The 21,867-nt window shown below is 60.0% G+C and carries 22 protein-coding genes and 1 tRNA gene; 9 read left to right on the forward strand and 14 right to left on the reverse strand.

Features of this window, described 5'->3' with window-relative positions:
- Positions 1–111: 111 nt before the first annotated feature.
- The 9 genes from arcC (at position 112) to ACTJK9_RS12365 (ending at position 10,879) form a co-directional block, all read left to right on the forward strand.
- Complete coding sequence (gene arcC / locus ACTJK9_RS12325) at positions 112–1,041, forward strand: carbamate kinase (protein ID WP_085610801.1); 930 nt, start codon at positions 112–114, stop codon at positions 1,039–1,041.
- Between the two features lie 62 nt (positions 1,042–1,103).
- Complete coding sequence (locus ACTJK9_RS12330; protein ID WP_039766036.1) at positions 1,104–1,466, forward strand: DUF5064 family protein; 363 nt, start codon at positions 1,104–1,106, stop codon at positions 1,464–1,466.
- Between the two features lie 265 nt (positions 1,467–1,731).
- A complete protein-coding gene (locus ACTJK9_RS12335; protein WP_064598978.1) occupies positions 1,732–3,240 on the forward strand; it encodes a sigma-54-dependent transcriptional regulator in 1,509 nt (502 codons plus the stop codon).
- Positions 3,241–3,649: 409 nt separating this feature from the next.
- Complete coding sequence (gene gcvH, locus ACTJK9_RS12340) at positions 3,650–4,033, forward strand: glycine cleavage system protein GcvH (RefSeq protein WP_074688335.1); 384 nt, start codon at positions 3,650–3,652, stop codon at positions 4,031–4,033.
- 10 nt (positions 4,034–4,043) lie between these two features.
- Positions 4,044–6,896 carry an aminomethyl-transferring glycine dehydrogenase gene (gene gcvP / locus ACTJK9_RS12345; protein ID WP_440814078.1) on the forward strand — a complete coding sequence of 951 codons (2,853 nt, stop codon included), beginning with the start codon at positions 4,044–4,046 and terminating at the stop codon, positions 6,894–6,896.
- Positions 6,897–7,081: 185 nt separating this feature from the next.
- Positions 7,082–8,458 (forward strand): L-serine ammonia-lyase, encoded by a 1,377-nt coding sequence (locus ACTJK9_RS12350; protein WP_085610803.1) that lies wholly within the window; start codon positions 7,082–7,084, stop codon positions 8,456–8,458.
- A 93-nt stretch (positions 8,459–8,551) separates the two neighbouring features.
- Complete coding sequence (gene gcvT / locus ACTJK9_RS12355; RefSeq protein ID WP_440814081.1) at positions 8,552–9,676, forward strand: glycine cleavage system aminomethyltransferase GcvT; 1,125 nt, start codon at positions 8,552–8,554, stop codon at positions 9,674–9,676.
- Between the two features lie 404 nt (positions 9,677–10,080).
- Complete coding sequence (locus ACTJK9_RS12360; RefSeq protein WP_003237709.1) at positions 10,081–10,293, forward strand: cold-shock protein; 213 nt, start codon at positions 10,081–10,083, stop codon at positions 10,291–10,293.
- Positions 10,294–10,390: 97 nt separating this feature from the next.
- On the forward strand, positions 10,391–10,879 hold the full coding sequence (locus ACTJK9_RS12365; protein ID WP_085610805.1) for an RDD family protein: 489 nt from the start codon (positions 10,391–10,393) through the stop codon (positions 10,877–10,879).
- 58 nt (positions 10,880–10,937) lie between these two features.
- Here ACTJK9_RS12365 and nadA read toward each other — a convergent pair whose 3' ends face one another.
- From nadA to ruvC, 14 genes are all read right to left on the reverse strand, one after another.
- A complete protein-coding gene (gene nadA, locus ACTJK9_RS12370) occupies positions 10,938–11,996 on the reverse strand; it encodes a quinolinate synthase NadA (protein ID WP_440814085.1) in 1,059 nt (352 codons plus the stop codon).
- 271 nt (positions 11,997–12,267) lie between these two features.
- Positions 12,268–12,343, reverse strand: a tRNA-Lys gene (locus ACTJK9_RS12375).
- A 62-nt stretch (positions 12,344–12,405) separates the two neighbouring features.
- Positions 12,406–13,098, reverse strand: a complete 693-nt coding sequence (gene queC / locus ACTJK9_RS12380) for a 7-cyano-7-deazaguanine synthase QueC (RefSeq protein WP_007951197.1) — start codon at positions 13,096–13,098, stop codon at positions 12,406–12,408.
- A gap of 1 nt (position 13,099) precedes the next feature.
- Positions 13,100–13,747, reverse strand: a complete 648-nt coding sequence (gene queE, locus ACTJK9_RS12385) for a 7-carboxy-7-deazaguanine synthase QueE (RefSeq protein ID WP_007951198.1) — start codon at positions 13,745–13,747, stop codon at positions 13,100–13,102.
- A gap of 164 nt (positions 13,748–13,911) precedes the next feature.
- A complete protein-coding gene (ybgF, locus tag ACTJK9_RS12390) occupies positions 13,912–14,751 on the reverse strand; it encodes a tol-pal system protein YbgF (protein ID WP_085610807.1) in 840 nt (279 codons plus the stop codon).
- Between the two features lie 6 nt (positions 14,752–14,757).
- The gene (gene pal, locus ACTJK9_RS12395) at positions 14,758–15,255 is read right to left on the reverse strand and encodes a peptidoglycan-associated lipoprotein Pal (RefSeq protein ID WP_003178634.1); all 498 of its coding nucleotides are present in this window, start codon (positions 15,253–15,255) and stop codon (positions 14,758–14,760) included.
- 52 nt (positions 15,256–15,307) lie between these two features.
- Positions 15,308–16,588 carry a Tol-Pal system beta propeller repeat protein TolB gene (gene tolB, locus ACTJK9_RS12400; RefSeq protein ID WP_166742344.1) on the reverse strand — a complete coding sequence of 427 codons (1,281 nt, stop codon included), beginning with the start codon at positions 16,586–16,588 and terminating at the stop codon, positions 15,308–15,310.
- A 17-nt stretch (positions 16,589–16,605) separates the two neighbouring features.
- Complete coding sequence (gene tolA, locus ACTJK9_RS12405) at positions 16,606–17,685, reverse strand: cell envelope integrity protein TolA (RefSeq protein WP_064383749.1); 1,080 nt, start codon at positions 17,683–17,685, stop codon at positions 16,606–16,608.
- On the reverse strand, positions 17,685–18,137 hold the full coding sequence (gene tolR / locus ACTJK9_RS12410; RefSeq protein WP_162130475.1) for a protein TolR: 453 nt from the start codon (positions 18,135–18,137) through the stop codon (positions 17,685–17,687). The genes tolA and tolR overlap by 1 nt, the downstream gene beginning before the upstream one ends.
- 23 nt (positions 18,138–18,160) lie before the next feature.
- Positions 18,161–18,856, reverse strand: a complete 696-nt coding sequence (gene tolQ, locus ACTJK9_RS12415; protein WP_039766018.1) for a protein TolQ — start codon at positions 18,854–18,856, stop codon at positions 18,161–18,163.
- Entirely contained in the window at positions 18,846–19,313 is a 468-nt protein-coding gene (ybgC, locus tag ACTJK9_RS12420; RefSeq protein ID WP_007951203.1) for a tol-pal system-associated acyl-CoA thioesterase, read from the reverse strand. Before ybgC ends, tolQ begins: the two co-directional genes overlap by 11 nt.
- A 127-nt stretch (positions 19,314–19,440) precedes the next feature.
- Positions 19,441–20,502, reverse strand: a complete 1,062-nt coding sequence (gene ruvB, locus ACTJK9_RS12425) for a Holliday junction branch migration DNA helicase RuvB (RefSeq protein ID WP_011335643.1) — start codon at positions 20,500–20,502, stop codon at positions 19,441–19,443.
- Positions 20,503–21,111 carry a Holliday junction branch migration protein RuvA gene (gene ruvA / locus ACTJK9_RS12430; protein ID WP_007951205.1) on the reverse strand — a complete coding sequence of 203 codons (609 nt, stop codon included), beginning with the start codon at positions 21,109–21,111 and terminating at the stop codon, positions 20,503–20,505. It lies immediately after the preceding gene.
- 114 nt (positions 21,112–21,225) lie between these two features.
- Positions 21,226–21,753, reverse strand: a complete 528-nt coding sequence (ruvC, locus tag ACTJK9_RS12435; protein WP_007962095.1) for a crossover junction endodeoxyribonuclease RuvC — start codon at positions 21,751–21,753, stop codon at positions 21,226–21,228.
- Positions 21,754–21,867: the final 114 nt, after the last annotated feature.

Genomic DNA, 21,867 nt, shown 5'->3' on the forward strand with positions numbered 1-21,867 from the left:
GATGTCTACTGATCTGACGCCTTCGCGAGCAAGCCCGCTCCCACAAGGGATCCTGGTTTCAACATGGACACGAGTCGTTTGCCATTCCTCTGTACAAGAAGGACATGCACCATGCGTATCGTCGTAGCTCTGGGCGGTAACGCCCTGCTCCGCCGTGGTGAGCCGATGACCGCTGACAACCAGCGCGCCAACATCCGCATCGCTACCGAGCAAATCGCCAAGATCCATCCCGGCAATCAACTGGTCATCGCCCACGGCAATGGTCCGCAAGTCGGCCTGCTGTCGTTGCAGGCAGCGGCCTACACCTCCGTCACCCCTTACCCGCTGGACGTGCTCGGTGCCGAAACCGAAGGCATGATCGGCTACATCATCGAACAGGAACTGGGCAACCTGCTGGACTTCGAAGTCCCGTTCGCGACCCTGCTCACCCAGGTCGAAGTCGACGCCAACGACCCGGCCTTCAAGAACCCGACCAAACCGATCGGCCCGGTCTACGAGAAGGCCGAAGCAGAAAAACTCGCCGCTGAAAAAGGCTGGGCCATCGCCCCGGACGGCGACAAGTTCCGCCGCGTGGTGGCCAGCCCACGGCCCAAACGCATCTTCGAAATCCGCCCGATCAAGTGGCTGCTGGACAAGGGCAGCATCGTGATCTGCGCCGGCGGTGGCGGGATTCCGACCATGTACGACGAGAAGCGCAATCTCAAAGGCATTGAAGCGGTGATCGACAAGGATCTGTGCTCGGCACTGCTGGCCGAACAGCTGGAGGCGGATTTGCTGGTGATCGCCACGGACGTCAACGCCGCGTATATCGACTTCAAGAAACCCACCGAGAAAGCCATCGCCCAGGCCCACCCGGACGAACTCGAACGCCTGGGCTTCGCCGCCGGCTCCATGGGGCCGAAGGTGCAGGCAGCCTGTGAATTCGCGCGCCATACTGGCAAGGTCGCGGTGATCGGTTCGCTCTCGGACATCGAAGCCATCGTCCAGGGCACCGCCGGTACGCGGGTCAGCACGGCAGCGCCGGGCATCACCTACCGATAAAAAGAAACTCCGGGGGCAGACCTCAGGTCTGCCCTTCTCCCATGCCTTGAAAGGAGAAACCCATGGCCCAGTTCGAACCCGGTCATTTGCATATCGAGCGGCACGCGTTGACTGACGACGACGTCAATTACAACGTGCACCTCGACTATGAAGTGTTCACCGACCCTCAGAAAGGCAAAGGGATACAGTTCACCCTGCATGGCAGCATGCAGGGCAAAGAGGTCAACGAACCGTTCTTTCTGCCCAAGGAGGAAGCCTACAACTTCGCTCGCAACGTGACGCAGATTGCCGAAAAGTACGGCATTCCCAAGAGCCACAGCCAGATCGGCTCGGTGCACAAGCATTACGACCTGATGTTTGAGGACATCCGCAAGCAGCTGAATATGCAGTCCGGGGATCCGGTCAATCCCGAGCATTTCGAGTAACCCCAAAAGCCCCCTCACCCTAACCCTCTCCCGGAGGGAGAGGGGACTGACCGAGTTGCTCGCTCAAGGTACACCGACCTGAATTAGCGAGCCGAACTCAAGTTTTGAAAAGCCCCCAATCTGCTCCCTTTCCCCCTCGCCCCTCTGGGGAGAGGGCTGGGGTGAGGGGTGGATTTCAAGTACGACGCCGATCTCAAGATTTCACCCCAGTCCCCCATCAAGGCATACTTGCCCCCCTCCGCACTCCAGAACCCAGAACCGCCCCATGCGTATCCACGTCAGCTTCATCGACCGCGTCGGCATCACCCAGGAAGTCCTGGCTATCCTCGGCGGGCGCAATCTCAATCTGGATGCGGTGGAGATGATCCCGCCCAACGTCTACATCGACGCCCCGACCCTGAGCCCGCAAGTGCTCGAAGAACTCAAAGATGCGCTGTTTCGCGTGCGTGGTGTAGAAGCAGTGACCGTGGTCGACATCCTGCCCGGCCAACGTCGGCACTTGCAGCTCGACGCGTTGCTCGCGGCGATGACCGACCCGGTGCTGGCGCTGGACAGCGCCGGCAAGGTGCTGCTGGCCAACCCGGCGCTGATCGCCCTGTACGGTCGCGAGCCGGCGGGCGAAAGCGTTTCGGAACTGTTCAACGATCCGGGTCTGCTCGAAACCCTGCTCGAACAAGGCTTCCGCCTGCCGCTGCGGGAAATCACCGTCAATGGCCAGACCCTGTTGCTCGACGCCACGCCGATCACCGACGCCGGCGCCCTGCTCACGCTGTATCAACCCAACCGCATCGGCGAACAACTGTCGGCGCTGCATCACGACCATGCCGAAGGTTTCGATGCGCTGCTCGGTGAATCGCCGCCAATCCGCACCCTCAAGGCCCGCGCCCAACGGGTAGCGGCCCTCGATGCGCCGCTGTTGATCCAGGGTGAAACCGGCACCGGCAAGGAACTGGTGGCCCGCGCCTGTCACGCCATCAGCGCCCGACACAACGCGCCCTTCCTCGCACTGAACTGCGCGGCCCTGCCGGAGAACCTCGCCGAGAGCGAACTGTTCGGCTACGCCCCCGGCGCCTTTACCGGCGCGCAACGCGGCGGCAAACCGGGACTGATGGAACTGGCCAACCAGGGCACAGTGTTCCTCGACGAAATCGGCGAGATGTCGCCGTACTTGCAGGCCAAGCTGCTGCGCTTTCTCAACGACGGCAGCTTCCGTCGGGTCGGCGGCGATCGTGAGGTAAAGGTCAACGTGCGGATTCTCAGCGCGACCCACCGCGACCTGGAGAAAATGGTCAGCGAAGGCCTGTTCCGCGAAGACCTGTTCTACCGCCTCAACGTGCTCAACGTCGAAGTACCGCCGCTACGTGAACGCGGTCAGGACATTCTGTTGCTGGCGCGCTATTTCATGCAGCAGGCCTGCGCGCAGATCCAGCGCCCGGTCTGCCGCCTCGCTCCGGGCACTTACCCGGCGCTGCTCGGCAACCGTTGGCCGGGCAACGTGCGGCAATTGCAGAACGTGATCTTCCGCGCCGCCGCGATCTGCGAAAGCAGCCTGGTGGACATCGGCGACCTCGACATCGCCGGTACCTCGGTGGCGCGCCAGACCGACACCGACGTCGACAGCCTCGAAGAAGCCGTTGAAGCCTTCGAGAAATCGCTGCTGGAAAAGCTCTACGTCAGCTACCCCTCGACCCGCCAACTGGCCAGCCGCCTGCAGACCTCGCACACCGCAATCGCGCATCGGCTGCGCAAGTACGGCATCCCCAACAAACCCTGAACCGGACTCGGTCAAAAATGTTGGGAGNTCAACATTGATGTCGACTGATCTAACGCCTTCGCGAGCAAGCCCGCTCCCACAGGGGGTCATGTGGTGAATTAAAAATCCGTTCAAAAGCGACCTCCATCTGTACTGAAAGCGCTACACCGGAACGATATCGATACACACTCCTCCGATCACCGCTGTGCAAGGCTTTGATCCGCTTCAGCTTTTTTCTTCGCCCCAAGCTGTAGCGATTTCGCTACACACCCTCCCCTCAAAGCCTAGCAAATAAATATCAACTAATTGATTTATAACGATATTTTTACGTTGGCCGCGTTCTTGCTAAGCAACCGTTCATAAAATCAGGGCATTGCCGCCCGAGTATTCCACCGCGTCCACCAGACGAGTCTGGCCCCTAGGAGATTCCATGAGCGAGTTGCGTTTTACTGAAGATCACGAATGGCTGCGCGCCGAAGCCGATGGTTCTGTCACCGTTGGCATCACCGCTTTCGCGCAGAACGCCCTGGGCGACGTGGTGTTCGTGCAACTGCCTGAATTGCAGGCGTACGACAAAGGCGCCGAAGCCGCCACCGTGGAATCGGTAAAAGCCGCCAGCGGCGTTTACATGCCGCTGGACGGTGAAGTCCTGGCCACCAACCCGGCCCTGGAAGACAGCCCTGAGCTGGTCAACGAAGATCCGCTGGGCGAAGGCTGGTTCTTCCGCTTCAAGCCGGCCGACGCTTCGGCCGTCGCCAAGCTGCTGGATCAGGACGCCTACGACCGTCTGATCAAAGCCCAAGCCGAAGCCTGAGGAACCTGACATGACCCAAGTAAATCTCGGCACCGCCAACGAATTCATCGCCCGTCACATCGGCCCGCGCGCCGGTGACGAGCAAGCCATGCTCAACAGCCTCGGCTTCGACTCGCTCGAAGCCCTGAGCGCCAGCGTCATCCCGGAAAGCATCAAGGGCACCAGCGTGCTCGGCCTCGACGACGGCCTGAGCGAAGCCGATGCTCTGGCAATGATCAAAGGCATCGCCGGCAAGAACCAACTGTTCAAGACCTACATCGGCCAGGGTTACTACAACTGCCACACGCCATCGCCGATCCTGCGCAACCTGCTGGAAAACCCCGCCTGGTACACCGCCTACACCCCGTACCAGCCGGAAATCTCTCAGGGCCGTCTCGAAGCGCTGCTGAATTTCCAGACCCTGATCAGCGACCTTACCGGCCTGCCGATCGCCAACGCCTCCCTGCTCGACGAAGCCACCGCCGCTGCCGAAGCCATGACCTTCTGCAAACGCCTGAGCAAGAACAAGGGCAGCCACCAGTTCTTCGCCTCGATCCACAGCCACCCGCAAACCCTCGACGTGCTGCGCACCCGTGCCGAGCCACTGGGCATCGACGTGGTCGTGGGCGATGAGCGTGAGCTGACCGACGTGACGCCGTTCTTCGGCGCACTGCTGCAATACCCGGCCAGCAACGGTGATGTGTTCGACTACCGCGAACTGACCGAACGCTTCCACGCTGCCAACGCCCTGGTGGCCGTAGCCGCTGACCTGCTGGCCCTGACACTGCTGACCCCGCCGGGCGAATTCGGCGCCGACGTGGCCATCGGCAGCGCGCAACGCTTCGGTGTGCCGCTGGGCTTCGGTGGCCCACACGCGGCTTACTTCTCCACCAAAGATGCGTTCAAGCGCGACATGCCCGGCCGTCTGGTCGGTGTCTCGGTTGACCGCTTCGGCAAACCGGCCCTGCGTCTGGCGATGCAGACCCGCGAGCAACACATCCGCCGCGAGAAAGCCACGTCGAACATCTGCACCGCACAAGTGCTGCTGGCCAACATCGCCAGCATGTACGCCGTCTACCACGGCCCGAAAGGCCTGACCCAGATCGCCAACCGTGTGCATCACCTGACCGCGATTCTGGCCAAGGGCCTGAGCGCACTGGGCGTGACCGTCGAGCAAACCAGCTTCTTCGACACCCTGACCCTGGCCACCGGCGCACAAACCGCCGCGCTGCATGACAAGGCTCGCGCTCAACAGATCAACCTGCGTGTGATCGATGCCCAGCGTCTGGGCCTGTCGGTCGACGAAACCACCACCCAGGCCGACATCGAAACCCTGTGGGGCCTGTTCGCCGACGGCAAGACCCTGCCGGATTTCGCTGCTCTCGCCGCTGCCGCGCAAAGCACCATTCCAGCCGCACTGGTGCGTCAGTCGCCGATCCTCAGCCACCCGGTGTTCAACCGCTATCACTCGGAAACCGAGCTGATGCGCTACCTGCGCAAACTGGCGGACAAGGACCTGGCACTGGATCGCACCATGATTCCGCTGGGCTCGTGCACCATGAAACTCAACGCCGCCAGCGAAATGATCCCGGTGACCTGGGCCGAATTCGGCGCCCTGCACCCGTTCGCCCCGGCCGAGCAAAGCGTTGGTTACCAGCAACTGACCGACGAACTGGAAGCGATGCTCTGCGCCGCCACCGGTTACGACTCGATCTCGCTGCAACCGAATGCTGGTTCCCAGGGTGAGTACGCAGGTCTGCTGGCGATTCGCGCCTATCACCAGAGCCGTGGCGAAGACCGTCGCGACATCTGCCTGATCCCGTCGTCCGCCCACGGCACCAACCCGGCGACCGCCAACATGGCCGGCATGCGTGTGGTCGTGACCGCGTGCGACGCCCGTGGCAACGTGGACATCGAAGACCTGCGCGCCAAGGCCATCGAGCACCGCGAACACCTCGCGGCGCTGATGATCACTTACCCGTCGACCCACGGCGTGTTCGAAGAAGGCATCCGCGAAATCTGCGGCATCATTCATGACAACGGCGGCCAGGTGTACATCGACGGCGCCAACATGAACGCGATGGTCGGCCTCTGTGCACCGGGCAAGTTCGGCGGCGACGTCTCGCACCTGAACCTGCACAAGACTTTCTGCATCCCGCACGGCGGTGGTGGTCCGGGCGTCGGCCCGATCGGCGTGAAATCGCACCTGACTCCGTTCCTGCCGGGCCATGGCCACATGGAACGCAAGGAAGGCGCGGTCTGCGCAGCACCGTTCGGCAGCGCGAGCATTCTGCCGATCACCTGGATGTACATTCGCATGATGGGTGGCGCCGGTCTGAAGCGCGCTTCGCAGCTGGCAATCCTCAATGCCAACTACATTTCCCGTCGCCTGGAAGAGCACTACCCAGTGCTGTACACCGGCAGCAACGGTCTGGTGGCGCACGAGTGCATCCTGGATCTGCGCCCGCTGAAAGACAGCAGCGGCATCAGCGTCGATGACGTCGCCAAGCGTCTGATCGACTTCGGCTTCCACGCCCCGACCATGTCGTTCCCGGTGGCCGGCACGCTGATGATCGAGCCGACCGAAAGCGAATCCAAGGAAGAACTGGACCGCTTCTGCGACGCCATGATCCGCATCCGCGAAGAAATCCGCGCGGTGGAAAACGGCACGCTGGACAAGGACGACAACCCACTGAAGAACGCTCCGCACACCGCAGCGGAACTGGTTGGCGAGTGGACTCACCCGTACAGCCGCGAACAAGCGGTGTACCCGGTGGCGTCGTTGATCGAAGGCAAGTACTGGCCGCCGGTCGGTCGCGTCGACAACGTGTTCGGCGACCGCAACCTGGTCTGCGCCTGCCCGTCGATCGAAAGCTACGCTTAAACGAATAGGGGGGCAGGTTTACCTGCCCCGATTTCAGCATCACCACAGATCCCCCTGTGGGAGCGGGCTTGCTCGCGAATGCGGTGTGTCAGGCAACATTAATGGCGACTGNCCCGCTCCCACAAGGAAATGCATCAAGCCTGATATTCCGCCAATTCCTATAACAAGAAACCGGAGAACAACTCATGTCGTTAAGCGTGTTCGACCTGTTCAAGATTGGCATCGGCCCCTCCAGCTCCCACACCGTCGGCCCGATGCGCGCAGCTGCGCGCTTCGTCGAAGGCCTGCGCCGGGAAAACCTGTTGTCGGCCACCACCAGCGTCAGGGTCGAGTTGTACGGATCCCTCGGCGCCACCGGCAAGGGCCACGGCAGCGACAAGGCCGTGCTGCTGGGCCTGGAAGGTGAACACCCGGACACCGTGGATACCGAAACCGTCGCCGCCCGTCTCTCGGAGATTCGTGGCAACGGGCGTTTGAACCTGCTCGGTGAACACAGCATTGCGTTCAACGAGAAAGAACACCTGGCAATGATCCGCAAACCGTTGGCCTATCACCCCAACGGCATGATCTTCCGTGCCTTCGATGCGGCGGGATTGCAGATCCGCAGCCGCGAGTACTACTCGGTCGGCGGTGGTTTCGTGGTCGACGAAGATGCGGCTGGCGCCGACCGTATCGTCGAAGACGCCACCCCGCTGACCTTCCCGTTCAAGAGTGCCAAGGACTTGCTCGGTCACTGCGCCACCTATGGTCTGCCGATCAGCCAGGTGATGCTGACCAACGAAAGCGCCTGGCGCCCGGAAGCGGAAACCCGCGCCGGTCTGCTGAAAATCTGGCAAGTGATGCAGGACTGCGTGGCCGCCGGCTGTCGCAACGAAGGCATCCTGCCAGGTGGTCTGAAGGTCAAGCGGCGGGCGGCGGCGCTGCACCGGCAACTGTGCAAGAACCCGGAGTCGTCGCTGCGCGATCCGCTGTCGGTGCTGGACTGGGTCAATCTCTACGCCCTCGCCGTCAACGAAGAAAACGCCAACGGCGGGCGCGTAGTCACGGCACCGACCAATGGCGCAGCGGGGATCATTCCTGCGGTGCTGCATTACTACATGCGCTTTATTCCCGGCGCGAACGATGACGGCGTGGTGCGTTTTCTGCTGACCGCGGCGGCCATCGGCATTCTGTACAAAGAAAATGCCTCGATTTCCGGCGCAGAAGTCGGCTGTCAGGGCGAAGTCGGCGTGGCCTGCTCGATGGCGGCCGGCGCGCTGTGCGAAGTCCTCGGCGGCAGCGTGCAGCAAGTGGAAAACGCCGCTGAAATCGGCATGGAACACAACCTCGGCCTGACCTGCGATCCGATCGGCGGGCTGGTGCAGGTGCCGTGCATCGAGCGCAACGCCATGGGCTCGGTCAAGGCGATCAACGCCGTGCGCATGGCCATGCGCGGAGACGGGCAGCACTTCGTCTCCCTCGACAAGGTCATCCGCACCATGCGCCAGACCGGCGCCGACATGAAAAGCAAATACAAGGAGACCGCCCGTGGCGGTCTGGCGGTCAACATTATCGAGTGCTGATCGCGCCATAAACTCGCTCTCCCTTTAGGAGAGAACACAAAACTGGCCCCCTCTCCCTCCGGGAGAGGGTTGGTGTGAATCAAGGAGTCACGCATGTCCACCGAACAACTGTCGAAAACCCCGCTGCACGCTCTGCACCTCGAACTCGGCGCCCGCATGGTGCCGTTCGCCGGCTACGACATGCCGGTGCAATACCCGCTGGGCGTGATGAAGGAACACCAGCACACCCGTGAGCAGGCCGGGCTGTTCGATGTCTCGCACATGGGCCAGATCCGCCTGACCGGCGCCAATGCCGCCAAAGCCCTGGAAACCCTGGTGCCGGTGGACATCATCGACCTGCCGGTGGGCATGCAGCGCTACGCGATGTTCACCAACGAAACCGGCGGTATCCTCGATGACCTGATGGTCGCCAACCTCGGCAATGACGAGCTGTTCCTGGTGGTCAACGCCGCATGCAAGGACCAGGACCTGGCCCATCTGCAAAAACACATCGGCGATCAATGCAAGATTGAACAACTGTTCGAAGAACGCGCCCTGCTCGCCCTGCAAGGCCCGGCTGCCGTGACCGTGCTGGCACGCCTGGCGCCGGAAGTGGCGAAAATGACTTTCATGCAATTCACCCGCGTGAAGCTGCTGGGCGTTGACTGCTTTGTCAGCCGTTCGGGCTACACCGGTGAAGACGGTTTCGAAATCTCGGTTCCGGCAGCCGACGCGGAAAAACTCGCCCGCGCCCTGCTGGCCGAACCGGAAGTCGCCGCCATCGGCCTTGGCGCCCGTGACTCGCTGCGCCTGGAAGCCGGCCTGTGCCTGTACGGCCACGACATGAACACCGAGACCACGCCGATCGAAGCCAGCCTGCTGTGGGCAATCTCCAAACCTCGGCGTGCCGACGGTGCGCGTACCGGTGGTTTCCCGGGTGCAGAACAGGTCTTCGCTCAGCAGCAGAACGGCGTTCAGCGCAAACGCGTCGGCCTGCTGCCGCAAGAGCGTACGCCGGTCCGTGAAGGTGCAGAGATCGTCAACGAAGCGGGCGAGATCATCGGCAGCGTGTGCAGCGGCGGGTTCGGCCCGACCCTGGGCGGCCCGTTGGCCATGGGTTACCTGGACAGCGCCTACGTCGCACTCGATACGCCCGTTTGGGCAATTGTTCGTGGGAAAAAGGTGCCATTGCTTGTAAGCAAAATGCCATTTGTTCCACAACGCTACTATCGTGGTTGATCGACTGTTTCTATAAGTAACGCGATTGCGTTATGCGTGCACTAATGTGTAACGCAATCGCCATAAAACAGTGCACTCGACTTACATACGATTCGAATTTGAACTTGGCTTATAACGTTCGAAAACAATTGAACAAGCTAATCGTATAAGCCGTACTAGTGAATCGACTAAGTGCCAGCAAGCGCAGGAAAACCGGGGCCTTCGCGGGGCTTGTTTTTTCTCCCGTAGTTGGCGTAGAGTTTGTCCACTGTGTTTGCATGGGTCAGCTTGGAATCGTGACCTGGGCAGTAGCCTACAAGTTAGCTACATCCCGTTCGACGTCTTCTTACTCTCCTGCAACCAGCCCCAGTACTCTTTCATGAGAAGGAGACTGTCATCAATTTTTGCGTCAAAGGAAATAAGAAATGTCCACACGTCAGAGCGGTACCGTCAAGTGGTTTAACGACGAGAAAGGTTTTGGTTTTATCACTCCAGAAAGCGGTCCGGATCTGTTCGTGCATTTCCGCGCCATTCAGGGCAACGGCTTCAAGAGCCTGAAAGAAGGCCAGAAAGTGACCTTCGTTGCAGTGCAAGGCCAGAAAGGCATGCAGGCTGACGAAGTACAAGCCGAAGGCTGATCTTCTGTTACGAAAAAGCCCCTGATATTGATATCAGGGGCTTTTTTGTGGGCGCAAATCCGTAAAATGGCGCTTCACTTTCCGTCCAGAGGCTGCCATGTCGAAACACCTGCTCACCCCCCAGGGCGATTTCCCCGCCGTCGGCCTGGGTCGTCGTCTGGCAGCGATGTTCTATGACTTTTTGCTGTGCACCGCTCTACTGATCGTGACCGGTTTTGTTTACAAGCTGATCCAGGCGGCAATCATCGGCGAAGAGCGCCTGCGCGTCATGACCGACGCCGGGCAGCTGGATGGCGATCCGCTGTACTCAACCGTACTGCTACTGGTGTTGTTTGGGTTTTTCGCTAAATTCTGGACCCACGCCGGGCAGACCCTGGGCATGCAAGTGTGGGGCATTCGCGTGCAGAACGCCGATGGCACTGCGATCAGCCTGTGGCAGGCGTTGCTGCGGTTCATGGTGTCGATGGCGTCGTGGCTGTGCCTGGGCCTGGGGTTCTTCTGGTCGCTGCTCGATAAGCAGAAGCGCGCCTGGCATGACATCTACTCCGACACGCAGCTCGTGCGAATTCCGAAGAAAACCAAATAATCCTCCAGATGCAAAAACGCCCCGATCCAATCGGGGCGTTTTTGTTTGCGTCGCAAGGTCAGGCGTTGCCGGCCAGCTTCATCCGCGCGGCCTGAGTGAAATCGAGCATGCGCTTGAGCGGGCGGATCGCCTGAGGAATGAGAGCCGGGTCGACAAAGATCTCGTTCGAGCCGTCCTTCAGGCACTTCAGCGTGCGCTCAAGGGTATTCATGGCCATCCACGGGCAATGTGCGCAACTACGGCACGCCGCGCCGTTACCGGCGGTTGGCGCCTCGATGAAAACTTTGTCCGGGCACAGCTGCTGCATCTTGTAAAAGATGCCGCGATCAGTGGCCACGATCAGGGTCTTGTTCGGCAGCGATTGAGCGGCGGCAATCAGCTGACTGGTAGAACCGACGGCGTCCGCCAACTCGATCACCGAGGTCGGCGACTCCGGATGCACCAGAATGGCGGCGTCCGGGTACAGCGCTTTCATGTCTTCCAGCTGCTTGGACTTGAACTCCTCATGGACGATGCATGCACCATCCCAGAGCAACATGTCGGCGCCGGTCTTACGCTGGATGTAGGTGCCCAGGTGCTTGTCCGGGCCCCAGATAATGGTTTCGCCGTTATCCATCAGGCTTTCGACGATTTCCAGTGCGCAGCTGGAGGTCACCACCCAGTCGGCCCGGGCTTTGACGGCAGCAGAAGTGTTGGCATACACCACCACGGTGCGTTCCGGATGCTGATCGCAGAACGCCGAGAACTCGTCTACCGGGCAACCCAGATCCAGCGAGCAGGTCGCTTCCAGGGTCGGCATCAACACACGTTTTTCAGGGTTGAGAATCTTCGCGGTCTCGCCCATGAATTTCACGCCGGCAACCACCACGGTCTTGGCCGGATGGGCATTGCCGAAGCGCGCCATTTCCAGGGAATCGGAAACACATCCGCCGGTTTCTTCGGCGAGGGCCTGGATGATCGGATCGCAATAAAAGTGGGCAACCAGCACCGCGTCCTGAGCCTTGAGCTCGGCGGCGATGGCAGAACGGTAATAAGCCTCTTCCTCGGCTGTCAGCGGCTTTGGCTGCTTGGCGTCGAGGTGGGCTTGTACCAGAAGGCGTTCGGAAATCTGCGTCATGTTCGCAAGACCTGCAGGCGCATTCGCGCGAAAGTCGAGTATACACCCGGCTCCGGACCGCTTGAGGGTACCGCCGGGAAAGTGAGTATTATCAGGCACGGACAGCAATGAAGCTGCGCAAGGCTACAGAATATCCCGTTGATACAAAAGATGATTCTGACCTGCGTCACGGCGGGAGGAAACGAAGAGAGGGATGCCCGAATCGCAGGCAAAAAAAAACCCGGAAATCCTCACTTTCGTGGGCCTTCCGGATTTTCTAAACCGCCAAATATGGTGGGTCGTGTGGGATTCGAACCTACGACCAATTGGTTAAAAGCCAACTGCTCTACCAACTGAGCTAACGACCCGCTGTGTGGTGGCGCGTATAATACTGATTTTTAAGGACTATTCAACACCTAATTTAAAAAAATCAAAAATAAGGTGTCGGGTCGCTGATTCCGGCTGCCGCGAAGCCTTCTGCACGCAGTCGGCAGCTGTCGCATTTGCCGCAAGCACGGCCGTCATCGTCGGCCTGATAGCAGGAAACGGTCAGCCCATAATCAACGCCAAGCTTCACCCCCGCCTGGACGATCTGCGCCTTGCTCAGGTTCTGCAGCGGTGCCTGGATGCGGAAACCATTGCCTTCCACCCCGGCCTTGGTCGCCAGATTGGCCATGCGCTCGAACGACTCGATGAACTCGGGACGGCAATCCGGGTAACCGGAATAGTCCACTGCGTTGACGCCGATAAAGATGTCGCGGGCGCCGAGCACTTCAGCCCAGCCCAAGGCCAGCGACAGGAAAACCGTGTTGCGCGCCGGCACATAAGTCACCGGAATGCCTTCGCCCAGCTCTTCCGGGATATCGATGCTAGTGTCGGTCAGGGCCGAACCACCCATGCCGTTCAGGTTCAGGCCGATCACCTTGTGCTCGACAACGCCCAGGTCGCGGGCAACGCGAGCAGCAGCATGCAGCTCGGCGTGGGAACGCTGACCATAATCGAAACTCATGGTGTAGCAGGCGTAACCTTCAGCGCGGGCCATGGCCACGACCGTGGCCGAGTCCAGACCACCCGACAGCAGGATTACCGCACGTTTTTGGCTAGTGTTCAGTTGTTCAGTCATCTCAGCGCCCCGGCTCATCATTCCATAGATATTTATGCAGCTGCAGTTGCAGGCGCACTGGCAGGTTATCCGCCACCACCCAGTCCGCCAGATCCCGAGCGTTCAGGTCATGGTGGCTTGGGGAAAACAGCACTTCACCTGCACGTCTCTCAAGACCGTACTGAATCAGCTTCGATACCGCCCAGTCATAGTCCTCACGCGAGCAGATGACAAACTTCACCTGATCGTTGGGCGTCAGCAGTTCGATGTTCTCGTAACGGTTGCGATGGGCTTCTTTGGAGTCTGGCGTTTTCAGATCGACAACCCGACTGACCCGCGGATCGACCGCCGAGATGTCGAGGGCGCCGCTGGTTTCCAGCGAGACTTCGTAGCCGGCATCGCACAACTGTTTAAGCAAAGGGATGGCATTGGGCTGTGCCAGCGGCTCACCGCCCGTGACACAGACGTAGCGCGGGCGAAAGCCGGCCACTTGCTCGAGGATGTCGTCGAGGGTACGGATCGTGCCACCGCTGAACGCGTAGGCGCTGTCGCAGTATTGGCAACGCAATGGGCAACCGGTCAGGCGCACAAAAACAGTGGGCAGCCCGGCAGTCCGCGTTTCCCCCTGCAATGAGTAGAAAACTTCGGTGATTCTCAATGTGTCTTGCATAGTCGCCACGGGCGTAACAGCTAAACAGGCTGTCCGCCTCCGTCAGGCACTTCAGGCAACCCCGCCAACGCGTAGATCACCAGAAGCGTGTTTCATAAAAGGGCGTGAATTCTAACGAAAAAACCCGCGACAAGCGCGGGTTTCTTCCAAACGGGTCAAAGCTGTTACATGCGTTGCAGATCGCGCTGGGCCAACTGCGCGGCGGACGTGCCCGGATACTGGGCCACCACCTGCTGCAGAATGCCTTTGACCTTGTCGGTATGACCGAGGCGGCGCTCTACGTCAGCCAGCTTGTACAGCGAATCCGGCACTTTGGCGTGCTTGGGATACAACTGCGAAACCTTGGCGAAAGCCTGACCTGCACCTTGCAGATCGCCTTTGGCCAGGTTCACTTCACCCAGCCAGTACTGGGCGTTGCCCGCGTATTGGCTGTTCGGGTATTTACGCAGGAAAGCGGCAAACGCCTGGCTGGCCTTGTCGAAATCCTTGGCTTTGATCAGGTCGAAAGCTGCATCGTAATACAGCTTTTCCTTGGCCGGATCAGCCGGTTCGCCACCCGCGGCAGGTGCCTGGGCGGCCGCAGCGGCCCCGGCTCCAGCGGCGGCACCGGCAGCAGCACTTGCATCGCCACCGGCAGAAGAATTCTCGGGAGTCGCGGCTGGTGCAACGCCGGATCCTATGCGCCGATCAAGATCCTGGTATCGCTCCAGGGATTCCTGCTTCATGCGCGCAACCTGATTCTGCAGTTCTTCGATCACGCCTTGCTGGCGAGATATCTGATCCTGCATTTGTTGCAGTTGGTTGAACAGCATGCCTTGTGCCGAGGCAGGGGCCGAAGCCGCTCCCCCGGCATAGGCGCCGTTCGTACCGTAACCTGCAGGCGGATAACTGCTCCCGCTATTGTTATAACCGGAGTTGTCATCGACCACAGGAACCGCAGCCCACGCCGCAAGCGGCGCGAGGCTGAGAGCCAGAACAGTTACAGCACGACGGCACGTTCGCATATCGAATTACTTACGCAGTTCGACGCGACGGTTTTGAGCCCAGGACTGCTCGTCGTTGCCGGTAGCAACTGGACGCTCTTCGCCGTAGGAAACCAGTTCCAGCTGAGCTGGGGAAACACCTTGCAGTACCAGGTAGCGCTGAACGGCTTTCGCACGACGCTCGCCCAGTGCCATGTTGTACTCACGAGTACCACGTTCGTCGGTGTTGCCTTCCAGAACAACGCGAGCGCCGTTTGCTTTCAGGTCTTTGGCGTGAACGTCCAGAGCGCGCATGGCTTCTGGCTTCAGGTCCGAGCTGTCGTATTCGAAGTAGAAGGTGGTGATTGCGCGCAGAGCAGCTTCTTCGCTCAGGGAACCGTCAACTGCACCAGTGTTTGCGCCGTAACCAGCGTTTGGATCAACAGCGCCTTCACCGGCGTTGTCGCCGCCTTTGGACGAGCAACCTACAGCTACAGCCATGGCCAGAGCCAGCGCAGCAAATTTACCAAACTTCAGCATTTCCATCGTGAAACTCCTAATGAACCCCAGTGTGTTAAGTAAAACGTAAAGCGCCGCGTCAGTTCAGGTAAGGGGACCAGGACGGTTCTCTGACTTCGCCTTGAGCGGTAGGAAGCGGGAGCCTCACGCGTCCATTAATGGACACGAGCATCAAGACTCCCCGGCCCTGCTGGCGGGTGGCGTAGATTACCATGGTGCCGTTGGGCGCAACAGTAGGCGACTCGTCCAGAGTGCTATCAGTGAGGATTTTTACACTTCCGCGCTGCAAATCCTGAGCCGCCACTTTGAAATTGGTGAAACCGTCCTGACGATGGATCATCACCAGGGTCTTTTCATCCGCCGAAAGCTTGGGGTTGGCGTTGTAGTTGCCCACGAACGTCACACGCTCGGCACCGCCACCGCCAGCACTGGTCTTGTAGATCTGCGGTTTGCCGCCACGGTCGGAGGTGAAGTAGATGGTCGAACCATCCTTGCCCCAGTACGGTTCGGTATTGATGCCAGGGCCTGCGGTTACGCGGGTGATCTGACGCGAACCTAGGTTCATCACGTAGATGTCCGGGTTACCGTCTTTCGACAGCACGAACGCCAGGCGATTGCCATCCGGCGACCAGGCTGGCGCGCCATTCAGACCTTCGAAGTTGGTGATCTGCTCGCGGCGACCGGTGTCGATGTTCTGCATGAAGATGCGCGGACGCTTCTGCTCGAACGACACATAGGCGATGCGCTTGCCGTCCGGTGCAAAACGCGGCGACAGGATCGGCTCACGCGATTGCAGCAGGGTCACGGCACGGGCGCCGTCATAGTCCGAACGCTGCAGGGTGTAACGGGTGTTCTTCTCGGAGAAACGCTCGGCCGTGACGTACAGCAGGCGAGTCGAGAATGCACCTTTGATACCGGTCAGTTTTTCGAACGACTGATCGGAGATGTAGTGCGCCATGTCGCGCAGCTGTTCGGTGGTACCGGACACACTGCCGTCAGCCACTTTCTGTTCGGTGGCGACGTTGAACAAAGCCCACTGCACCTGCAGACGGCCACCGGCCGGCACGATGCTGCCGACCATCATGTATTGCGCGCCCACCGCCTTCCAGTCACGGAAGATGATTTCGCTCGGCTGGCTTGGCTGGCTGATCATGTTTTGCTTTGGAATCGGCGAGTAATAGCCCGAGTTGCGCAAATCGTTACCAATGATTTCAGCCATGTCATCCGGCAGGACGGCACCGCCCTGGAAACCGAACGGTACGACGGCGATCGGAGTCGCCCGATCGCTGCCGCTGGTGACCAGAATGTTCTTTTCATCCGCCATCGCGATCCCTGCCATGCAGCAGATCACGACCAGCATTCCTCGAAGAAGGTTTCTCACAAGGCTAGATCCTCAGGTGTGAATGTCATCTTGAATGAACGATACGGAGCGAAATCGCTCGGCTTCATTCCCTGCATTTCCGTCAAACGTCCAATATTCTTGACCGCTGCCACTGCTGACGCATCGAACGGACCGTCGCCACTGGACTTGGCCACGCTGACCGAGGTCACCGTACCGTCCGGCAACATGCCGATCTGCAGCACAACCGTCATGCCTTTGCGTGCTGAAGGTGGACGCGCCCAGCCTTCTGCTGCCCGCGCACGAATCAGGTCATCGAAACTGCCCGCAACTTCGTCGCCCTGCTCATCGGCCAAGGCCTGCTGGCGCTGCGGCGTGTCGGAAAGCAAATCTGCCAGGGCCTGAGCCTTTTTGTCTTCGGCGGATTTACGTGCCGCTTCCTGCGCTTTCTTCTTCGCAGCATCGGCAGCAGCTTTCTTCTTCGCGTCTTCGGCGACTTTCTTCTTCGCCTCTTCAGCTTCAGCTTTCTTCTTGGCGTCTTCGGCGGCTTTCTTTTTCGCGTCTTCGACGATCTTCTTCTTGGCTTCTTCAGCGGCGGCTTTCTTGGCCTCTTCTTCAGCAGCCTTTTTGGCTTCTTCTTCGGCTTTCTTCTTGGCTATATCAGCCAATTGTTTCTCTTCTGCCTTCTTGGCTTCGGCGGCTTTCTTGGCGTCGTCGGCTTTCTTGGCTTCATCAGCCTTCTTCGCCTCGTCCGCTTTCTTCGCCTCATCGGCCTTCTTGGCTTCCTCGGCCTTTTGAGCCGCTTCTTCTTTCTTTTGTTCCGCAGCCTTCACCGCTTCCTGCTCGACCTTTTTCTGCTCCATCTGCTCGACTTCGGTCTGGCGCGCGGCGGATTTCTTCGCCTCACCCGCAATCTTCTGATTGGTCTGGGTCGTTGCCTGACTTTTCGATTTCAGCTGGTACAGGGTCGCCTGAACAATCGGCTTGGCTGGCGGCAGCTCCGGGGTCAGGGCGAAACTGACAAACAGCATGCCGAACACCAGCACGTGCAAGCCAATCGCCCAGACACTAGGCCAGAAGTAGCTTTCCGAGGCGGACGGCTCTCGCTGTTGCTGCATCAGGGCGCCTCGGTGATCAAGCCAACGTTACCGACCCCGGCTTTCTGCAACCCGCCCATGGCGCCCATGACGGAGCCATAATCGACGGACTTGTCGCCACGGATGAAGACCTGGGTACGCTTGCCGCCTTCAGTGCCGGCGCGAATGATCTTGGTCACCGCGTCGGTCATCTGTGGCAGGGTCATGGCCCGGTCCTGCTGCTTCTCGGTGTCGACTTCGCTGCCAAGGTTCCAGTAGTAGGTCTTGTCCGACTTGATCGAAATGGTCAGCACCTGGGTGTTGTTGTCCTGCGGCAAGGCTTCGCTGGAAACCTTGGGCAGATCCACTTTCACGCCCTGATTGAGCATCGGCGCAGTCACCATGAAGATGACCAGCAGCACCAGCATCACGTCGATGTAAGGCACTACGTTCATCTCGGCGACCGGCTTGCGCTTGTGTCGGGCTCGAGTGATTAAAGCCATCGGGAAATACCTGCTTATTCTTCGCTGGTGTGCACTTTGCGGTGCAGGATCGCCTGGAATTCATCGGCGAAGGTGTAGTAGCGGCTCAGCAAGGTTTCGCTGCGGGCAGAGAAACGGTTGTAAGCGATAACGGCCGGGATCGCGGCGAACAGACCGATCGCGGTGGCGATCAGGGCTTCGGCGATGCCCGGTGCCACGGTGGCCAGGGTTGCCTGTTGGGCGCTGGCCAGACCACGGAAGGAGTTCATGATCCCCCAGACGGTACCGAACAGACCGATGTACGGGCTGACGGAACCGACGGTGGCGAGGAACGGCAGGCTCTGCTCGAGCTTTTCTTCTTCGCGGGAGATGGCGACGCGCATGGCACGGGCCACACCTTCCATCACCGCTTCAGGATCGACGCCTGGCTGCTGACGCAGACGGGAGAACTCCTTGAAGCCGGCACGGAAGATCTGCTCGACACCCGAATCCGGATCCGGGTTGCTGCCGGCCTGACGGTAGAGTTTGGACAGGTCGATACCCGACCAGAAGCGCTCCTCGAAGCTCTCGAGGGCACGTCGACCGGCGCGTATCAGATTGCTGCGCTGAAAGATCATGATCCATGAGGTCACCGATGCGGCCACCAGAGTCAACATTACCAACTGCACCACGATGCTGGCATTGCTGACCAGGCTCCACATGGAGGAATGGTCGACGACGTTAGCTTCCACGCTTTATCTCCTGCTTTGAGTGTGTACCCGTGCCGACCGCGTCGGCAAAGGCCGCACGCAGGTCTTCGGGAAGGGCCCGGGGTTTCAAACTGTTAGTGCGCACACAGGCCACCAGAAACTGCCCTTCGCAGAGCAGCACATTATCCGTTGCCCGCCTGACCTGCTGTCGAAAGCGCAGGCTGGCACGGTTCAATTCGATTACATCAGCGCTTACCAGAAGCTCGTCGTCCAGTCGCGCCGGCGCGTGATAACGCGCTTCGCTGGAATGCACGACGAACAACAGGTCCTCCCCGGCCAGCGCCGACTGAGCAAAGCCCAGCTCCCGGAGCCGTTCGGTTCGAGCCCGTTCCATAAACTTGAGGTAATTAACGTAATACACGATGCCGCCCGCATCGGTGTCCTCGTAATAAACGCGACAACGATGTGCGAACGGCTCAAGCCCGTTTTGCGCGCGCATACTCTAGTGCTTACTCCTCGGGTTGCCAATCCAGCCAGGCAACTGTTTTTCATTGTTGGAAGGCTTTATCGCAAAAGTACCGTCCTGTGACAGTACAAACGCTGAATAAATCGACAATAAATGTGTATCAATCGTCCACGGCATCGAGAAACTCGTCTACCACGGGCATTTCGCCCATTCGTGTCGGAATGTTTAAACCAAAATGCAGGTACGCGTGGCGGGTCACCACCCTGCCCCGCGGCGTACGCATGATGTAGCCCTGCTGAATCAGGTACGGCTCGAGCACGTCTTCGATGGTGTGGCGCTCTTCGCTGATCGCCGCCGCCAGACTGTCGATGCCCACCGGACCGCCGTCAAACTTCTCGATCATGGTCAACAGCAGACGCCGGTCCTGATGATCGAAACCATGCTCGTCGACGTCCAGCAGGTTCAGCGCCAGATCCGCGACGGACTTGGTGATGTGGCCCTTGGCCCGGACTTCGGCGAAATCCCGCACCCGGCGCAGCAGACGGTTGGCGATCCGCGGCGTGCCACGGGCGCGGCGGGCAATCTCGAAAGATCCTTCCGGATCCAGCGGCAAACCGAGGATATTCGCCGAACGGCTGACAATCGTCGCCAGGTCAGCGGTGCTGTAGAACTCGAGGCGCTGGACGATACCGAAACGGTCACGCAACGGGTTGGTCAGCATGCCCGCCCGCGTGGTTGCACCGACCAGGGTGAACGGTGGCAGATCGAGTTTGATCGAACGCGCCGCCGGCCCTTCACCGATCATGATGTCGAGCTGGAAATCTTCCATCGCCGGGTACAGTACTTCTTCGACGATCGGCGACAGACGATGGATTTCATCGATGAACAGCACGTCGTGCGGCTCAAGATTGGTCAACAGCGCCGCCAGATCCCCCGGACGCTCCAGCACCGGACCGGAAGTGCTCTTGATCGACACGCCCATCTCCTGGGCAATGATGTTGGCCAGCGTGGTTTTACCCAGCCCCGGCGGACCGAAGATCAGGGTGTGGTCGAGGGATTCGCTACGGCCACGGGCGGCCTGGATAAACAGTTCCATCTGCTCGCGAACGGTCGGCTGGCCGATGTATTCGGCCAGGCTGACGGGACGTATCGCCCGATCCTGGACTTCTTCGCGCTCACGCGGACTGTGCGTGGCCGCGATCAGACGATCAGCTTCAATCACTTAAATCATTCCCTTCAGGGCGCGTCGAATCATGTCTTCGCTGCTCAGGCCTTTCTCTTTGATCGCGGAAATCGCCTTGCTCGCTTCCTGCGGCTTGTAGCCCAGGGAAATCAGCGCGCTGACCGCATCGTTCTCGGCGGTGTTGACCGGCGCCGGGCCGTCCGGCTGGTTCGGCACCAGGGCGAACATGGCCGGCGAGGTTTCCCAGGCCTTGAAGCGATCCTTCAGTTCGACCAGCAGACGCTCGGCGGTTTTCTTGCCCACGCCCGGCACCTTGGTCAGCGCCGAAGTGTCCTGTGATTGCACGCAGCGGATCAGTTCGTCGACTTCCAGACTCGACATCAAGGCCAGGGCCAGTTTCGGTCCAACACCATTGAGACGGATCAACTCGCGAAAAAAGTCTCGCTCACGCTTGCCGGCAAAACCATAGAGTAACTGCGCGTCTTCGCGTACGACCAAATGGGTGTGCAAGGTCAGCGGTTCACCGACCGACGGCAGACGATAAAGGGTGGTCATGGGCACTTCCAGCTCATACCCGAGGCCGTTTACATCCAGAATCAGGTGCGGCGGCTGTTTCTCAGCCAGAGTGCCGCGCAAGCGTCCAATCACGTTTCAGATCCTTGAGCGTTGGCCAGCCGTGGGCTGGCGACCGACAGAGCATGGATTCACGGCCGACAACCCAGGCACGAAATCCACATTCCGTAAAAATGACTGCTGATGCTATCAGAGACGCAGGCGCCCGCCACGACTGCGTGCCGTTCCCAAGCCGTGCGGCAACAGACTGGAGCGCGTGTGAGCGTGACAAATGGCAATCGCCAGGGCATCCGATGCATCGATTTGCGGTTTGCTGGTCAGCTTGAGCATGTGCATGACCATCATCTGCACCTGCTCTTTATTAGCGGCACCCGTGCCGACCACGGCCTGCTTGACCTGGGTGGCCGTGTACTCGGCGATTTCCAGGCATTCTTCGGCGCCGGCAACGATAGCGGCCCCCCGGGCCTGCCCGAGCTTCAGCGCCGAATCGGCGTTTTTCGCCATGAACACCTTTTCGATGCCCATGGTGACCGGACCGTAGGTCTGGATGATTTCGCGCACGCCGCGATAAACGATCTGCAGACGTTCATGCAACTCGCCAGCGCCGGTACGAATGCAGCCCGATGCCACGTAGATGCAGCCGCCGCGTCCGGTATCGCGAACAATCCCGTAACCGGTGATACGCGAGCCGGGGTCGATACCAAGAATTAAAGTCATAACGCCTGCGGGTTCGGTAAAAACACAAAAATCAAAACATCAAATAACCAATGCGGGAGCGGGGGGGGGGGGGGGGGGGGGGGGGGGGGGGGGGGGGGGGGGGGGGGGGGGGGG

Source organism: Pseudomonas sp. 22082, assembly GCF_052046055.1.
Lineage (GTDB): Bacteria > Pseudomonadota > Gammaproteobacteria > Pseudomonadales > Pseudomonadaceae > Aquipseudomonas > Aquipseudomonas pharyngis.

What these genes read in the sequence shown, in the direction of transcription:
- ACTJK9_RS12335 (WP_064598978.1), top strand. Translation starts at nt 1,732, where the DNA reads ATGCGTATCCACGTCAGCTTCATCGACCGCGTCGGCATCACCCAGGAA.
- ACTJK9_RS12350 (WP_085610803.1), top strand. Translation starts at nt 7,082, where the DNA reads ATGTCGTTAAGCGTGTTCGACCTGTTCAAGATTGGCATCGGCCCCTCC.
- pal (WP_003178634.1), bottom strand. Translation starts at nt 15,255, where the DNA reads ATGGAAATGCTGAAGTTTGGTAAATTTGCTGCGCTGGCTCTGGCCATG.
- ybgF (WP_085610807.1), bottom strand. Translation starts at nt 14,751, where the DNA reads ATGCGAACGTGCCGTCGTGCTGTAACTGTTCTGGCTCTCAGCCTCGCG.
- gcvP (WP_440814078.1), top strand. Translation starts at nt 4,044, where the DNA reads ATGACCCAAGTAAATCTCGGCACCGCCAACGAATTCATCGCCCGTCAC.
- gcvT (WP_440814081.1), top strand. Translation starts at nt 8,552, where the DNA reads ATGTCCACCGAACAACTGTCGAAAACCCCGCTGCACGCTCTGCACCTC.
- ybgC (WP_007951203.1), bottom strand. Translation starts at nt 19,313, where the DNA reads ATGCGCGCGCAAAACGGGCTTGAGCCGTTCGCACATCGTTGTCGCGTT.
- ruvC (WP_007962095.1), bottom strand. Translation starts at nt 21,753, where the DNA reads ATGACTTTAATTCTTGGTATCGACCCCGGCTCGCGTATCACCGGTTAC.
- ACTJK9_RS12360 (WP_003237709.1), top strand. Translation starts at nt 10,081, where the DNA reads ATGTCCACACGTCAGAGCGGTACCGTCAAGTGGTTTAACGACGAGAAA.
- queE (WP_007951198.1), bottom strand. Translation starts at nt 13,747, where the DNA reads ATGCAAGACACATTGAGAATCACCGAAGTTTTCTACTCATTGCAGGGG.
- gcvH (WP_074688335.1), top strand. Translation starts at nt 3,650, where the DNA reads ATGAGCGAGTTGCGTTTTACTGAAGATCACGAATGGCTGCGCGCCGAA.
- ACTJK9_RS12365 (WP_085610805.1), top strand. Translation starts at nt 10,391, where the DNA reads ATGTCGAAACACCTGCTCACCCCCCAGGGCGATTTCCCCGCCGTCGGC.
- ACTJK9_RS12330 (WP_039766036.1), top strand. Translation starts at nt 1,104, where the DNA reads ATGGCCCAGTTCGAACCCGGTCATTTGCATATCGAGCGGCACGCGTTG.
- queC (WP_007951197.1), bottom strand. Translation starts at nt 13,098, where the DNA reads ATGACTGAACAACTGAACACTAGCCAAAAACGTGCGGTAATCCTGCTG.
- tolB (WP_166742344.1), bottom strand. Translation starts at nt 16,588, where the DNA reads ATGCTGGTCGTGATCTGCTGCATGGCAGGGATCGCGATGGCGGATGAA.
- arcC (WP_085610801.1), top strand. Translation starts at nt 112, where the DNA reads ATGCGTATCGTCGTAGCTCTGGGCGGTAACGCCCTGCTCCGCCGTGGT.
- nadA (WP_440814085.1), bottom strand. Translation starts at nt 11,996, where the DNA reads ATGACGCAGATTTCCGAACGCCTTCTGGTACAAGCCCACCTCGACGCC.
- tolA (WP_064383749.1), bottom strand. Translation starts at nt 17,685, where the DNA reads ATGCAGCAACAGCGAGAGCCGTCCGCCTCGGAAAGCTACTTCTGGCCT.